The 15,410-nt window shown below is 72.0% G+C and carries 12 protein-coding genes; 4 read left to right on the plus strand and 8 right to left on the minus strand.

From position 1 onward, the window contains the following. Nucleotides 1-133: 133 nt before the first annotated feature. The 3 genes from ACA361_RS04285 to ACA361_RS04295 all read left to right on the plus strand — a co-directional run bounded on the left by ACA361_RS04285 (nucleotide 134) and on the right by ACA361_RS04295 (nucleotide 2,983). Complete coding sequence (locus ACA361_RS04285) at nucleotides 134-874, plus strand: GntR family transcriptional regulator (protein ID WP_375010454.1); 741 nt, start codon at nucleotides 134-136, stop codon at nucleotides 872-874. A 30-nt stretch (nucleotides 875-904) separates the two neighbouring features. Beyond that, a complete protein-coding gene (locus ACA361_RS04290; protein ID WP_375010455.1) occupies nucleotides 905-2,293 on the plus strand; it encodes a PTS transporter subunit EIIC in 1,389 nt (462 codons plus the stop codon). 234 nt (nucleotides 2,294-2,527) lie between these two features. Beyond that, nucleotides 2,528-2,983 carry an Rv3235 family protein gene (locus ACA361_RS04295; protein ID WP_375010456.1) on the plus strand — a complete coding sequence of 152 codons (456 nt, stop codon included), beginning with the start codon at nucleotides 2,528-2,530 and terminating at the stop codon, nucleotides 2,981-2,983. Between the two features lie 79 nt (nucleotides 2,984-3,062). On the opposite strand, the gene secA is transcribed toward ACA361_RS04295, so the two are convergent. After that, nucleotides 3,063-5,960 (minus strand): preprotein translocase subunit SecA, encoded by a 2,898-nt coding sequence (gene secA, locus ACA361_RS04300; protein WP_375010457.1) that lies wholly within the window; start codon nucleotides 5,958-5,960, stop codon nucleotides 3,063-3,065. On the opposite strand from secA, the gene ACA361_RS04305 reads away from it, so the two are divergent. Then, complete coding sequence (locus ACA361_RS04305) at nucleotides 5,947-6,483, plus strand: HGxxPAAW family protein (protein ID WP_375010458.1); 537 nt, start codon at nucleotides 5,947-5,949, stop codon at nucleotides 6,481-6,483. The two genes, secA and ACA361_RS04305, sit on opposite strands and share 14 nt — an antisense overlap. Nucleotides 6,484-6,557: 74 nt before the next feature. Here the strand turns inward: ACA361_RS04305 and ACA361_RS04310 are convergent, their stop codons facing one another. The 7 genes from ACA361_RS04310 to mtrB form a co-directional block, all read right to left on the minus strand. Further along, complete coding sequence (locus ACA361_RS04310; protein WP_375010459.1) at nucleotides 6,558-7,721, minus strand: winged helix-turn-helix domain-containing protein; 1,164 nt, start codon at nucleotides 7,719-7,721, stop codon at nucleotides 6,558-6,560. A gap of 46 nt (nucleotides 7,722-7,767) precedes the next feature. Then, nucleotides 7,768-8,787 carry a maleylpyruvate isomerase family mycothiol-dependent enzyme gene (locus tag ACA361_RS04315; RefSeq protein ID WP_375010460.1) on the minus strand — a complete coding sequence of 340 codons (1,020 nt, stop codon included), beginning with the start codon at nucleotides 8,785-8,787 and terminating at the stop codon, nucleotides 7,768-7,770. Nucleotides 8,788-8,854: 67 nt separating this feature from the next. Next, the gene (locus ACA361_RS04320; RefSeq protein ID WP_375010461.1) at nucleotides 8,855-9,601 is read right to left on the minus strand and encodes a response regulator; all 747 of its coding nucleotides are present in this window, start codon (nucleotides 9,599-9,601) and stop codon (nucleotides 8,855-8,857) included. A gap of 133 nt (nucleotides 9,602-9,734) precedes the next feature. Beyond that, nucleotides 9,735-10,415, minus strand: coding sequence for a ribosome hibernation-promoting factor, HPF/YfiA family (gene hpf / locus ACA361_RS04325; protein WP_375010462.1), 681 nt, complete (start codon nucleotides 10,413-10,415; stop codon nucleotides 9,735-9,737). A gap of 715 nt (nucleotides 10,416-11,130) precedes the next feature. Then, nucleotides 11,131-11,442, minus strand: a complete 312-nt coding sequence (locus tag ACA361_RS04330) for a ComF family protein (RefSeq protein ID WP_375010893.1) — start codon at nucleotides 11,440-11,442, stop codon at nucleotides 11,131-11,133. 586 nt (nucleotides 11,443-12,028) lie between these two features. Then, the gene (locus ACA361_RS04335) at nucleotides 12,029-13,786 is read right to left on the minus strand and encodes an LpqB family beta-propeller domain-containing protein (protein WP_375010463.1); all 1,758 of its coding nucleotides are present in this window, start codon (nucleotides 13,784-13,786) and stop codon (nucleotides 12,029-12,031) included. Beyond that, entirely contained in the window at nucleotides 13,783-15,408 is a 1,626-nt protein-coding gene (gene mtrB, locus ACA361_RS04340) for an MtrAB system histidine kinase MtrB (protein WP_375010464.1), read from the minus strand. The genes ACA361_RS04335 and mtrB overlap by 4 nt, the downstream gene beginning before the upstream one ends. Nucleotides 15,409-15,410 lie beyond the last annotated feature (2 nt).

Genomic DNA, 15,410 nt, shown 5'->3' on the forward strand with positions numbered 1-15,410 from the left:
CGTGATCCGGCCGTTATCGGTTCGTGCATTGACAGGCGTTCCAATGCTGTGGTCTAGTCCGGCCTAGACCAGTAGAAATCATGGCGAATCGGCCACTCGCCATGACCAGGCCCTCCCGGCTCCGAGGACGCCCGTGACCACGATCGACCCGCACAGCCCGGTACCCAAGTACTTCCAGCTCCGGGCCATCCTGCTCGACCTCATCGAGGGCTCGGAGCTGCCCGTGGACGCTCCGATCCCGTCCGAGCGCGAGCTGTGCGGCCGGTACGGGCTGTCCCGGATGACCGTCCGGCAGGGCGTCGACCAGCTGGTGTCCGAAGGGCGGCTCTACCGTGTCCCGGGCAAGGGCACGTTCGTCGCCCGACCGAAGATCGAGATGCCGCTCCGGCTGGTCTCGTTCACCGAGGACATGCTGTCCCGCGGGATGCGGCCGGGCGCGATCGACCTCGACCGCCGGACCGTGCCCGCCGACGCCCGGCTGGCCCGGATCTTCGAGGTGCCCGCCGGGACCGGCGTCCACGTGATCGAGCGGCTGCGGACGGCGGACGGCGAGCCGATGGCGCTGGAACGCTCGCACATCCTCGCCTCGCTGGCCCCCGACCTGCTCGACCGGCGCCTCGCGGACCGCTCCCTGTACGGCGTGCTGGAGGCGGTCTACGGGCTCGTCTTCGACGCCGGCGACCAGACCATCGACGCCGGGCTGGCCGACGCCGCCGAGGCCAGGCACCTGCAGATCTCCCGGGGCAGCGCCGTGCTGCTCCTGCAACGCCGCTCCTACTCCGGAGGCGTCTGCGCGGAGCTGGGCGTGTCGACCTACCGGGCCGACCGCTACCAGGTTCACACAGCCCTCGGAAATCCCCCGACCCCCGCGTAGAACCCTTCCGTTCAGAGGAGGAACCCCCTGATGAGTTCGACAACCGCAGTGGACGGGACCGCTGCTCCACGCCGAGGGTCGCAGACCCTGGCCGTACTCCAGCGGATCGGCCGCAGCCTGATGCTGCCGATCGCCGTCCTGCCCGCCGCCGCGCTGCTGCTGCGGCTGGGCCAGGCCGACATGCTCGGCGAGGACGGGCTGGGCTGGATCGAGGTCGCCAACGTCGTCGGCCAGGCCGGTGACGCGCTGTTCGCGGCACTGCCGCTGCTGTTCGCCGTCGGCGTGGCGATCGGCTTCGCGCGCAAGGCCGACGGCTCCACCGCGCTGGCCGCCGTGGTCGGTTACCTGGTCTACGACCGGGTGTCCAAGGTGATGTTCGCGGAGAGCGACGAGCTCAAGGACCGCGTCATGATCACCAAGGTGGTCGACGGGGCGCAGAGCCAGGTCATCGACTGGGGCGCCAAGAACCCCACCGACGTGCTCGGCGGCATCCTGATCGGCGTCATCGCCGCCCTCCTCTACCAGCGGTACTACCGGATCAAGCTGCCCACCTGGCTGGCGTTCTTCGGCGGCCGCCGCTTCGTGCCGATCATCACCGCGTTCGCCGCGCTGGTCCTCGGCGTGCTCATCGGGTTCGTCTGGCCGATCCTCGGCGGCTGGCTGGACAGCTTCGGCGACTGGGTCACCGGCGCGGGGGCGCTGGGCGCGGGCGTGTACGGCGTCGTCAACCGGCTGCTGCTGCCCTTCGGCCTGCACCACATCCCGAACTCTCTCATCTGGTTCGTGTTCGGCGACTACCAGGCCGACGGCGGCGTGGTGCACGGCGAGATCAACCGCTACCTGGCCGGCGACCCGAACGCGGGCGGCTACCTGGCCGGCTTCTTCCCGGTGCTGATGTTCGGCCTGCCCGGCGCCGCGCTGGCGATCTGGCGGGCGGCGCCCGCGCACCGGCGGCCCGCCGTCGGCGGCATCATGATCTCCGCCGCGCTGACCGCGTTCGTCACCGGCGTCACCGAGCCGATCGAGTTCGCGTTCATGTTCGTCGCGCCGATCCTGTACGCGGTGCACGTGGTGCTCACCGGCATCTCGATGGCGGTGCTGGAGGCCGCCGGGGCCCAGCTCGGGTTCGGGTTCTCCGCGGGCGGGATCGACTTCCTGCTCAACATGACGAAGGACAACACCAAGGGACTCGGGCTGATCGTGGGGATGGGCGTGCTCTACTTCGTCCTCTACTACGTGATCTTCAAGTTCCTGATCGAGAAGTTCGACTTCGCGACGCCGGGCCGGGAACCCGAGGGCGAGGAGTCGGTGGCCGCCGACCCCGCCGCCGATCCCGAGCTGGCGGCGGCCGGCACGACCGGCGGGAAGGCCGAGAAGAAGCCCGCGGCGAAGGACACGCCGCCGGCCGACAAGGGCTGACCCGGCCGCGAGGCCACCCCGAGAGTCCTCCTCTCCTCCCACACCTCCCCGGAGGACTCGCCGCACGGCGGCGGACGTCGAACGCGACGTCCGCCGCCGTCCGGCTTTCCGGCCCCGATACCGCCGCCCGCCTCCTGATACGGATCCGCCGCATCCGGCCATTCCGTATCGCGGCCACCTCCGGCACCTCTGGAGAACGACGCCGATCCGCCGGAGCACCAGGAGGCCGCCGCAATGATGAGCAGTCACGCCGTCGTGCGCATCGTTCCCAAGACCACGGCCCTCCCGCTGAACGGGACGCTCGCCCTGCGGCCCGAACCGGTGCCCCCGGCGGCGCGGCGAAGAACCCACCTGTCCCTGGCCGGCGGGCCGCCCCGGGGGCACGCCGAGGCCGCCCTCCGGATCGTCATCGACATCCTGGCCGGGACGCGCCCGCCGCGGCACCTGTCCGGTACGGCCGATCCGGAGGTGTGGCAGGGGCTGGCCGTCCACCGCGCCGGCGCCGCCGCCCGTACCCGGATCGTGCCGCCGCGCGTGCTGCGGACGTGGGCGCAGGCACCCGCACCCGGCGCGCTGGAGGCCGGCGCCGTCGCCGTCCTGGACGGGCGGGTGCACGCGCTGGCCCTCCGCCTGGAACGGCGGCACGGCCGGTGGCGCTGCACGGCCATCGAGACGACCGTCCCGGCTTAGGCCGAAAGAGGAACGCGGCGGGCGCCCCGGGGGCCGCCCGGGTGCACCCGGGTGGCCGCCGCGCCTGCTTCTCGAACCCCTACTTCTTGCCGCGGGGGTCGCCGTGGCAGCGCTTGAACTTCTTGCCCGAGCCGCAGGGGCACGGGTCGTTGCGGGAGACCTTGGCGTACTCGTCCTCGGCCTCTTCGCTGTGGTGCTCGACGCCGCCCTCGCCGTCCACGGTCGGCGCGGAGTAGTCGAGCTTCTTCGGCCGCTTCCGGTCGTCGAGGCCCTTGGCCTTGACGACCGGGGCCTTCTCGACGGCGTCCTCGGCCTCGTCCTCGCCGGCCGCCTCGGCCTCGGCCTCATCGGTGTCGGACGGGACGTCGTCGGCGTCCTTCGGGGCGGTCTTGGAGACCGACACCGGCGCCGCGCCCACCTTCGGCTCGGGCTGCTCCTCCACCTCGACCTCGAGGTTGAAGAGGTAGCCGACCGACTCCTCCTTGATGCCGTCGAGCATCGCGTTGAACATGTCGTAGCCCTCGCGCTGGTACTCGACCAGCGGGTCGCGCTGCGCCATGGCCCGCAGGCCGATGCCCTCCTGGAGGTAGTCCATCTCGTACAGGTGCTCGCGCCACTTGCGGTCGAGCACCGACAGGACGACGCGCCGCTCCAGCTCCCGCATGACCTCGGAGCCGAGCTCCTCCTCGCGGGCGTCGTACCGGGCCTGGGCGTCCTCGCGGATCTTCTCGGCGAGCGTCTCGGCGTCCAGGCCGGAGATCTCGCCGCCGACCTCCTCGACCAGCTCGTCGACGTCCAGCGAGATCGGGTAGAGCTGCTTGAACGCCTTCCAGAGCTTCTCCAGGTCCCATTCCTCGGCGAAGCCCTCGCCGGTGGCGCCGGCGACGTAGCCGTCCACCACCTCGTCGATCATGTTGCGGACCTGCTCGTGCAGGTCGGCGCCCTCCAGCACCTTGCGGCGCTCGGCGTAGATGACCACGCGCTGCCGGTTGAGCACCTCGTCGTACTTCAGGACGTTCTTGCGCATCTCGAAGTTCTGCTGCTCGACCTGCGCCTGCGCCGACCGGATCGCGTTGGACACGATCTTGGACTCGATCGGGACGTCGTCCGGGATGTTCAGCCGGGTCATGATCGACTCGACCCGGGCGGAGTTGAACAGCCGCATCAGGTCGTCCTCCAGCGACAGGTAGAACCGGGACTCGCCCGGGTCGCCCTGCCGGCCGGACCGGCCGCGCAGCTGGTTGTCGATCCGCCGCGATTCGTGCCGCTCGGTGCCCAGCACGTACAGGCCGCCGGCCTCGACGACCTCCTCGTGCTCGCCCTTGACCGCGTCCTTGGCCTTCTCCAGCGCCTCCGGCCAGGCCGACTCGTACTCCTCCGGAGTCTCCAGCGGCGACAGGCCGCGCTGGTGCAGCTCCAGGTCGGCGCGGAAGTCCGGGTTGCCGCCGAGCATGATGTCGGTGCCGCGGCCGGCCATGTTCGTCGCGACCGTGACCGCGCCCTTGCGGCCCGCCTCGGCGACGATCGTCGACTCCTGCTCGTGGTGCTTGGCGTTCAGCACCTGGTGCGGGATGCCGCGCCGCTTGAGCATCTTGCTCAGCCGCTCCGACTTCTCCACCGAGGTGGTGCCGACCAGCACCGGCTGGCCGTTCTCGTGCCGCTCGGCGATGTCGTCCACAACGGCCTCGAACTTGGCCTGCTCGGTCTTGTAGACCACGTCCGCGACGTCCTCGCGGACCATCGGCTTGTTCGTCGGGATCGGCACCACGCCGATCTTGTACGTCTTGTTGAACTCGGCCGCCTCGGTCTGGGCGGTACCGGTCATCCCGCTCAGCGTGTCGTACAGCCGGAAGTAGTTCTGGAGGGTGATCGTGGCGAGCGTCTGGTTCTCGTCCTTGATCGCCACGCCTTCCTTGGCCTCGATGGCCTGGTGCATGCCCTCGTTGTAGCGGCGCCCGTGCAGGATGCGGCCGGTGAACTCGTCGACGATCAGGACCTCGCCGTTCATGACGACGTAGTCCTTGTCGCGCTTGTAGAGCTCCTTGGCCTTGAGCGCGTTGTTGAGGAAGCTCACCAGCGGCGTGTTGACCGAGTCGTACAGGTTGTCGATGCCGAGCCAGTCCTCGACCTTCTCGACACCGGACTCGGTGATGCCGACCGTGCGCTTCTTCTCGTTGACCTCGTAGTCGCCGGGGCCGTACTGGTCGACCTGGCCGGCCGTGCTGATCAGCTCGGCGCGCTTCAGCCGCGGAACGATCTTGGCGAACTCGCCGTACCACTTCGAGTTCTGCTCGGCCGGACCGGAGATGATCAGCGGGGTACGGGCCTCGTCGATGAGGATCGAGTCGACCTCGTCCACGATCGCGAAGTGGTGGCCGCGCTGGACGCACTCCTCCAGACTCCACGCCATGTTGTCGCGCAGGTAGTCGAAACCGAACTCGTTGTTCGTCCCGTACGTGATGTCGCAGTTGTACGCGGCACGTCGCTCGTCGGGGGTCATCTGCGGGAGGATGACGCCGACCTCGAGGCCGAGGAACTGGTGGACGCGGCCCATCCACTCGGCGTCACGCTTGGCCAGGTAGTCGTTCACCGTGACCACGTGCACGCCGTCGCCGGACAGCGCGTTCAGGTAGGCCGGGAGCACACAGGTGAGGGTCTTGCCCTCACCGGTCTTCATCTCGGCGATGTTGCCCAGGTGAAGGGCGGCGCCGCCCATGACCTGCACGTCGTAGTGGCGCTGGCCCAAGACCCGTTTGGCCGCCTCGCGGGCGGTCGCGAACGCCTCGGGCAGCAGGTCGTCCAGGGACTCCCCGTCGGCGATCCGCTCCCGGTACTTGTCGGTCAGCTCGCGCAACTCGGCATCGCTCATCTCGAGGAAGTCCTCCTCGATCGAGTTGACCTGATCCGCGAGCTTCTTGAGCTTGCGCAGGATTTTTCCCTCGCCCGCACGAAGGATCTTATCGATGACTGGCGGCACTCTCGGAGGCTCCTTGCAGATCGTGGGTCACCGCTCCAGGCGGCACGCACACCACACGTACGATGCCCATCGTAGGCGAGACCCAGAATGGTCTAGGTCACGTCGCGACGCAATCCACGGCGCCTTCCGTTTGATCCCCCCGGACCGCGGAAGATCTGTGAGTGCACATCGAGGGAGGCGGATCATGTCAGAGGAGTCGCACGGCTCGCACGCCGGACGGCCCGGCTCGTGGGTCGCCGTGTTCATCATGTTCGCGGGGTTCGCGGTCGGTGGAGTGGCGCTGTGCCTCGGCCCCAACTGGGTGCTGTTCTGGGTCGGCGCGGCGATCGTCGTCGTCGGTTTCATCGTGGGCGGGCTCGTCCACATCTTCTCCGACGTGGTGGTGGACGCCCCCCGGGTGATCCCCGAGATCGTGGACTATTCGGTGTTCGGGTCCCGTACCGACAAGCGCCGCGGCGGCCCGGCCGGCGAGACGCTGGACCGTCCCGTCCACACCGATCCGCAGGACACGCCACACGGCTGAGCCGCCGGACACGGCCCCGCTCATCGCGGCCACCGCCTTCCGGGGCGGTGGCCGCGGCCTTTTCCCGCGGCTTCTCACGGCGTGTCGGTGGCGAGTTCCCCGGCTATTTCTGGGAGATCGCACCGTTCGACCCGTACCGCGTCACAGCCCACCCAGGACGCGGCCTCCCACAGGGCCGTGCGCAGCGCCGCGACCGTCCGCTCCGTCCGCGCGGCCGACCGCACCGCCCACGGCTCGAACGAGACCTGCCGCGCGACCAGCGTGCGGCCCTCCCGCGCCGGGTCGACCCGGCCGAGGAGGCGGCCCCCGGACAGCAGCGGCATCGCGAAGTAGCCGTGGACGCGCTTCGCCTTCGGCACGTACGCCTCCAGCCGGTGGTCGAAGCCGAAGACCCGGGACGTCCGCGCCCGGTCCCACACCAGCGAGTCGAACGGCGACAGCAGCGTCGTCGCGTGCCGGCCCCGCACCGGCCGCGCCAGCGCCTCGGGGTCGGCCCAGGCCGCCTGCTTCCAGCCCTGGACGCGGACCGGCACCAGCCCGGCGGCGGCCGCGTCGACCTGGTCCGTCCTGATCCGGTAGTAGTCGGCGAGGTCGGCGCGGGTGCCGACGCCCAGCGCGCGGCCCGCCCGCGCCACCAGCCGCCTCAGGCACTCGGCGTCATCGGGCTCCTGATCGAGCAGCTCGCCCGGGACGGCGCGTTCGGCGAGGTCGTACACGCGGCGCCACCCCACCCGGCGGACGCAGACGACCTCGCCGATGTCCAGCAGCCACTCGATCGCGATCTTGTGGTCGCTCCAGTCCCACCACTCGCCGCCCGCCTTGGCGCCGCCCAGTTCCTTGGTCGTCAGCGGCCCGTCCGCGCGCAGCCGCTCCCGGACCTGGTCGCAGACGCCCTCGGGCACCTTGTGCCAGCGCCAGCCGCGCTCCCGGAACGCCCGCCGCCGGAACGCGAACAGCGGCCACTCGTCGATCGGCAGCACCGACGCCGCGTGCGCCCAGTACTCGAAGCCCGCGCCGTCGCCCCAGTAGGCCGCCTCCACCGCGTCCCGGCCCACGGCGCCGAGCCGCGCGTACGGCACCAGCTCGTGCGAGCGCGCCAGCACGGAGATCGTGTCGAGCTGCACGGCGCCCAACGATTCGAGCACCCCCGGCACTCCCCCGCGCCGCGCACCGAGCAGGCCCTGGGCCCGCAGTTGCAGCCGCCGTACCTCGTCCGCGCTCAGCTCGATCTCGTCCACGGCCCAGATGGTAGAGCACGACACCGACAAACCGGCCTAGCCGGTGTCAGGGGCCCGCGAACGCCGACGCCGACTCCAGCAGCCGCCGCCCGAGCGCGACATCGCCCCCGATGTCCACCCGTACCGCGCCCGGCTCCCGCCGGTCGGCCGCCAGCAGGCAGAACTCCATGACGCCCAGCTCCAGCGTCACGACCGGCGGCGCGTCCGCCCCGTCCCCGCCCAGCGGAACGAGCCACTCGCCGCCGCCGGGGCCGTCCAGGACCACGCGCGCGGCGCCCTCCGCGCCGCCACCGCTGCGGATGGCCAGCGCCACGGGCAGCACCCGGACGCCGAGATCGGCCATCGCGTGCAGGTGCCGCGGCAGCGGATCCGGGACGCCGCGCCCCACGGCCGCCGCGATGTCGGCCGTGTGCACCCACGTCTCGAACGCGCGGGCGATGAACGCCCCGTCCAGCGGCGCCCGGAAGCGCAACCGGACCTGCCGCTCCGGAGAGGCCCCGGATGCGGCGAGGCGCTCGCACAGGGCGCCGGACCGGGAGCGCCAGGCGGTACGGGTCCGCTCGGGGGTGCGGGCGCGCTCGTACGCGATCGCGCTCGCGGTGCGGGCGTCCACGTCGGCCTCGCCGCCGACCGGGCCCGGATCCTCGTCCCCGAGCTGCTCGTGGAGGAGGCCGTCCACGGCGGCCAGGTGGGCGACCACGTCCTGGACCGTCCAGTCGTAGATCACGGTGGTGGACCAGTCGGCCGGCGCCAGCTCTGCGAGGAGGGCGTCGAGGGTCGCGACCTGGGCGGCGTACGGCGCCGCGAAGGCCGGGACGTCCGGGACGTCCGGGGCCGGGGCGCGGCGCGAGCGGGCCGCGGACATGATCCGGTCCCGCAGCGCGGGCGGCGGCGGCCCGGCCGGCTCGCCGAGGAAGGCGGTGGCGGTGGCCAGGGCGCGGCTCTCCGCCATGCAGGACGGGCACTCGGCGAGGTGCTCGGCCACCCGCGCCGCCTCGCCGGGCGGGCAGGCGCCGGCCGCCCACGCCCCGAGCAGGGACGGGACGTCCCCGTGCGCCGCAGTCATCGCGTTCCCTTCCCGGCCGGTCCTCCCCTTGGCCTTCGTACGGGAGGCACCGGCCGGATGAAGATCATCAGGTGATCTCGAGGAGCTTCTCCCGCACGGCGTAGACCACGGCCTCCATCCGGGAGTGCAGCTGGAGCTTCTCCAGGATGTTGCGCACGTGGTTCTTCACGGTGTTCTCGGAGATGAACAGCTCGCGGGCGATCTCCCGGTTGCCCAGCCCCCGGGCGACCAGCCGCAGCACCTCCATCTCGCGCTCGGTGAGCCGGGGCGCGGGGACCTGCTGGGTGCGCTCCTCGCTCTTCTTGGCCAGCGCGGCGAACTCGGTGATCAGCTTGGACGCCATCGACGGGCTGATCAGCGACTGGCCGCCGTGCACGGCGCGCACCGCCTGCGGGACCTCGTCGATGGAGATCTCCTTGAGCAGGTAGCCGCTGGCGCCCGCCTTGATCGCCTCGAAGAGGTCCTCCTCCTCGTCGCTGATCGTCAGCATCACGATCTTGGCGCTGGGCGCCGCGTCCTTGATCGCCGTACACGCCTCGATGCCGCTGCGGCGCGGCATCCGGATGTCCATGAGGACGACATCGGGCAGCAGGTCGCCGGCCATCTCGACGGCCTCGTGGCCGTCCCCGCCCTCGCCGATGACCTCGATGTCGTCCTCACCCTGCAGGACCATCTCCAGGCCGCGGCGGAACAGTGCGTGGTCGTCGACGATGAGCACGCGGATGGGATCGCCGGGGCCCGCACCGGCCGGGGTGTCGCCGGCGGCCTGGCGGGGCACCGGCGCGGCGCCGCGAGCCTGGGGATTCTCGCTCACCTGAGGCGCGGCGTGGAGGAGACGCCGCTTCCCCCCTTCACTATTCGTGATCTCGGGTCTTGCGAAGCCGTGCTGGGTAACGCCTTTCTAGATCATGACACGGACCGGGCGGTGACGTGGCGCAGGTGCCGCATCACTCTTCGACAAGTCGGATGACGCCGTAGTCCCAGCCTCTCCTCCTGTATACGACGGAAGGGTGGCCCGTGGCCTTGTCCCTGAAGAGAAAGAAGTCGTGACCGACCAGTTCCATCTCGAAGAGGGCCTGCTCGATGCCCATCGGCTCGGCCTTGTGGAACTTCTCGCGGACGACGATGGGGCAGTCGCCCTCCATGGGGATCGGGACGAGGTGCTCGTCCATGGCCGAGTCGACGGCCTCGTACACGTCCTCGGCGTCCTCCCGGACGGCCGTCTGCGCCGTCTTGACGGGCGGCGGGGACACCGGCAGGACGTCGGGCGCCGCGTCCGGCAGCGGCTCCATGGTGGCCAGCTTCGCCTGGCCGCGGCTGCCGTGGTGGACCTTCCGCCGGTCGCTGCCGCGGCGCAGCCGGGATTCGAGCTTGTCGAGCGCCAGGTCGAGGGCGCCGTACCGGTCGTCGGCGGCCGCCTCCGCGCGGATCACCGGCCCGCGCGAGCGGATGGTCAGCTCGACCCGTTCCCGCTTGTCGGCCTGGCGCGGGTTGCGTTCCTGCGACACCTCCACGTCGACCCGCCTGACCTTGCTGTCGAGTCGTTCGATCTTTGCCAGCTTGGTGTCGACGTGCCGCCGGAACCTGTCGTTGACGTCGGTGTGACGGCCCCTCACGATGATGTCCACGCGGGACCCCCCTTCTCCCGATTGCGATCCTCGTCCGCCCCCGCTTCCCTGCCTCGGGGAACGGACGCCACGACCCGCTGGGGTCGCACCCGCCCGGCCGACCTGGTCTTCGTCCCCACATCCGCCTGCTGAGGGGCTCGCGGCGCTTTCGCCACTACTGCCCTTCTCCCGGTACGGGGGATGTCGGATCCCCCGATGGGGCAGGACTTACCTCTAAGGCGCACCGTGATCGGTCGACGAGAAGTCGCCTTACGTGGGCCGTTTCGCCTGCGCCTGGCATCGGCTAGCCGGACCGGCTGACGCGCTCCTGACGAGCGCACCGATCCGACGCAACCACGGACCCGGGCGGGTGCCATGTCAGGAACGCTAACCGCTTCCGGCACGAATGTCAGGGGGGTAACAAGAGGAAATACTCACTGACCGTCATCGAGAGGTACCCTCCGCGGCCCCCCGGAGCCCGCATCCGGCCCGGCCCGAGCGCCCGGAAACCCTGTCCCGCAAGCCTTTCCGGCCCCTGACCCCGCGCCCGCGCCCGCCGCGTACCGGCTGGTAGCGAGTTTGGGAAACCTGTACCGCGACCCTCACCACACGTGACCGTCCAAATCCCCCCGTACGCCGCGAACATCGCCATGCCGGGCGCCGTTCATCACGTTCAGTAACTAACCTCCCCCCACAGAGAGCAACGTGAAGAAACTCACCGTTTCCAGCGACGGGATCACGGGCCGGCGCGCCGGAGCGGCGTCGCCGCGACGGTGGCGGCGGCGGCGACGCGGGCGTCCGCCGCCCGCAGGGCCCGGGCGGCCTCGGCCAGCGTCGCGCCCGTCGTGATCACGTCGTCCACCAGCACGACCGTGCGGCCCGCCACCGCGGCGGACGGCAGGACCTCCAGCGCGCCCGCCAGATTCGCCGCTCGCCGGCCGACCGGGAGCCCCGCCTGGTCCAGAACCCTCCGCCGCTGCCGGAGCGCCTGGAGGACGCTCACGGCCGCCCCGGCCGCCCGCAACCGCCCGGCGGCCGCCTCCGCCATCCGCAACGTCGGATCATGCCCTCGCCGCCGCACCGCCCGCCGCCCCGAAGGCACCGGCACGATCAGCACTCCCGCCCCGGGCGGCCCCCGACGCCCGCCGTCCCACAAGACATGGCTGCCGGCACTCGGCAGGACCCGGCCGGTACTCCCCGGCGGGACGTGGCCGTCGGCGCCCGGCGGGATGTGGCCGCCCCTCCCGGGCGAGGGGTGGACGCCTGTGGCGGGCGTTGGGGGGAGGTGGGAGAGGGCCGTCTGGAGTGGGCGGGCCAGTGTTTCGCCCAAGGGGGCGGCCAGGGAGGTGCGGCCGCGCTCCTTGTGGGCGGTGATGATCGAGCGGACGGGGCCCTCGTACGCGCAGGCCGTCCAGGGGCGCGGGAGGCCCCGGGGCACGGGGGAAGGCCAGGCGGGGCGGGGTACGGCGGTCAGGACGGACGCGCAGGGGCCGCAGAGGAGGGCCGGGGGGCGGGCGCAGCCTGCGCAGGTCTGCGGGAGGAGGAGGTCGAGGAAGGCGGTGGCGAGTCCCATGGAGTCCACGGTCGCGGGGCGCGGCGGCGGACGGCAGGGGGTCGCGGGATTGTGGAAAACCTCAGCCGGGGTAGGTCGGGTCCGAGGCGGGGATGTTGCAGACCCATTCGCTGAAGCGGTCGCGCGGGGTGCGCTGGCGGCAGATCTGCGTCTTGTGGGCCGACCTCGTGCCGATCAGCACGGGCTCGCCGGGGGCGGCGGCGATGGACTGGGGCGCGCCCAGGGAGCCGACGCCGAGGGAGCTGATCGCGCCGCCGCTGACGGGGACGAGGTACGCCAGGGTCTGCGAGTCGAAGTTCTTGCGTCCCAGGACGGCGAGGGTGCCGTAGTCGCGCCAGACCAGGTCGACGGCGCCGCCGAGTTCGGAGCTGACCGGCAGGAACGAGCCCACGTCGGTGCCGCCGCGGCGGACGATGCGGCCGATCTGGACCTGGTCGCGGCCGTCCATGTTGACGATCGCGGCGGCGCGGACGCCGTCGCGGGAGACGCGGAACGCCTTGACCTGGCGGCCGCCGAGGCCCCAGTGCTCGACGCGGACGGGCGCGCGGCCGCGGCGCTCGCGGACCCACAGCCAGGACTTGTCGCCGGTGGACTCGACCGTCCAGAGGCGGCCGTAGCGGTCCCAGGTGGGCGCGGTGAAGCGCGAGCCCTTGCGGGAGGACGACAGGACGTTACGGATGTTGACCGCCCCCGCGATCAGGTCGCCGACCAGGAGTTCGTCGCCCTCGGCGGCGAGCCCGGCGACCTCCACGTAGTCGGGGGCGACGGCGGGCCGGGTGAGGCGGCCGGGGTTGCCGGTGGCGACGGGCTGCGGCTGGTCCTGGAGGAGCTGGCTGAGGTGGCCGGCGGCGCCGATGACGTAGGCGTTCTTGTTGTTGGCCTCGCCGTCGGGGGCGTTGGCCTGCCAGGCCCGGATCGGCTGGGTGGACGACACGCCGTCGGGCGCCGCCGTCTCCCCCTCGATCTGGAGCCGCCAGTGCTTGATCTCCGAAAGCTGGCGCAGCGTCCAGCCGATCTGGGCGGACATCCGTTCCAGGTTGCCGCCGCGGGCCTCCTTGCTGAGGTCGACGGTGGCGACGTCCTTGGCCACCGTGACGCCGCGCAGGCGGGTGCCTTCGGGGAACGTGCTCTCCACCGCGGGGTCGAGCCACGCCGTGGGGCCGTCCAGGAGGGCGCGGACGAGGTGGGCGGGCAGGTCCTGCCGGTTCACCAGGGGCAGGAAGATCCCGTTCGGTACGAGGGTGTGCCGGTCGGGCGCGAAGAAGAACAGGTTGACCGTCCGGAACGCGCGGTCCACGTCGCCCTTGGTCAGCAGCAGCCCGCTCTGCGCCTCGGGCGGCAGGCCGGTGACGCGCCAGACGCCGTGCGCGGTCTTGCCGACCTGGAAGAGGACCTCGACGTTCTTGGGGGCGGCGATGTACTGGCCGCCCTGGTCGATGGTGCCGAGCTGCTGGCCCCGCACGCGGACGGTGGCGGTGGCGCCGTTCTGCTTGACGAGCTCGGGCTCCTCCCGCTCCTGGAAGACGGTCACGGCGGGGCGGGCGCCGGGGCGCCAGAGGGCCGGTGAGGAGAGGTACGCGCGGGCGACGGCGTGGTCGTCGTCGAAGCCGGCGGAGGCGGTGAGGTAGCCGGCGACGACCTGCTGCGGCCCCCATTCGGGACGCGGTCGCACCGGGACGAGCCGGACGTACGGGTCGTCGACCTGGTCGGCGCCCTCGGCGGCCTTGCCGGTGATCACCCGGCCGCCGCTCGGCACGCCCGCGCAGCCGCTCAGCAGCAGCGCCGCGATCGCGGCGAGGCCCACGACGCTCCGCCTCAATCCCCCACCTCCAGTTCCGCGAACAGTGGCCGCGGGCCGCCGGCGCCGGGCGGCACCAGGGGCAGCGGGGATCCCCGCAGTTCGGCCCCGGCGACCCGCGGCAGCGACAGCCGGAACTGCGAGCCCGCGCCGGGCTCGCCCCACGCCTGGAGCCAGCCGCCGTGCAGCTGGGCGTCCTCACGGGAGATCGACAGGCCGAGCCCGGTGCCGCCGGTGGTGCGGGCGCGGGCGGGGTCGGCGCGCCAGAAGCGGTCGAAGACCATCTGGCCCTCGCCCGACTTGAGGCCGACGCCGTGGTCGCGGACGGCCACGGCGACGGCGTCGCGGTCGGCGGCGACGGACACCACGATGTCCTCGCCCTCGCCGTGCTCGACGGCGTTGACCAGCAGGTTCCGCATGATGCGCTCGACGCGGCGGCGGTCGACCTCGGCCATGCAGGGCTCGCCAGGAAGCTGGAAGACGACCTTGCTGCCCTTGCGCTCGGCCAGGTTCTGGATGTCGCCGACGGCGCGCAGCACCAGGTCGCGCATGTCGAGCGACTCGGCGTCCAGGGTGGCGGCGCCGGCGTCGTGCCGGCTGATCTCCAGCAGGTCGGCGAGGAGGGACTCGAACCGTTCGAGCTGGCTCTGCAGCAGCTCGGCGGACCGGCCGACGGCCGGGTCGGAGAAGCTCTCGCGGGACTCGTAGAGCATGTCGGCCGCGATCCGGATGGTGGTCAGCGGCGTGCGCAGCTCGTGCGAGACGTCCGAGACGAACTGCCGCTGCACCTGCGACAGGTCCTCCAGCTCGCCGATCTTCTCCTGGAGGTTGGCGGCCATGTCGTTGAACGAGCGCGCCAGCCGGGCCAGGTCGTCCTCGCCGCGCACCCGCATCCGCTCTTCGAGCCGGCCGGCGGCGAGCCGCTGGGCGCCCTGCGCGGCGAGCCGTACCGGGATCACCACCTGCCGGGTGACCAGCGACGCGATCGCGGCGAGCAGCACCAGCAGCACCGCGCCGACGCCGACGAGCGAGCGGCCGACGAACGTCAGCGTCGCCTGCTCCTCGGTCAGCGGGAACAGGTAGTACAGCTCGTACTGGCCGGTCTTGCCGCCGACGATCAGGCCGGGCTCGTCGGGCTGCCCGATGTAGGAGAGCGTGCCGTACGTGGACCCGCGCGTCCCCGAGGGCCCCTTGGCCAGCTCCTCGCGGAGCCGCTGCGGGACGCTCTCCTCGCGCAGCTCGTTGGTGGCGAACCCGTCGAAGTACGGCTGCCGCACGTCCCGGATGTACACCTCGTACAGCCCGGACGGGCCGCTGCGCGCCTTCAGCGAGTTGACGACGGTCTCCAGCCGGCCGCCGGCGTCCTCGGACGGGTTGCCGAGGTCGCGCTGGACGGCGCTGAGGCCCTCGTCGAGCTGGAGGCGGGCGGCCTTGACCTTGCCGTCCATCAGCGCGGTGGTGATCTGCTGCATCAGGAACAGGCCGAGGATCGCCACCACGATCGCGGAGATGAACAGCGTCGAGGTGACGACCCGTACCTGGATGGAGCGCCGCCACCGCGTGTAGGCACGGCCGATCGCGCCGCGGAGCACTCGGCGCGTCCTGCCGAGCCCGCGGCGGGCGAGGCGCCTGACCCTGTTCATCG

The sequence above is a fragment of the Actinomadura sp. 21ATH genome, assembly GCF_041951345.1.
GTDB lineage: Bacteria > Actinomycetota > Actinomycetes > Streptosporangiales > Streptosporangiaceae > Spirillospora.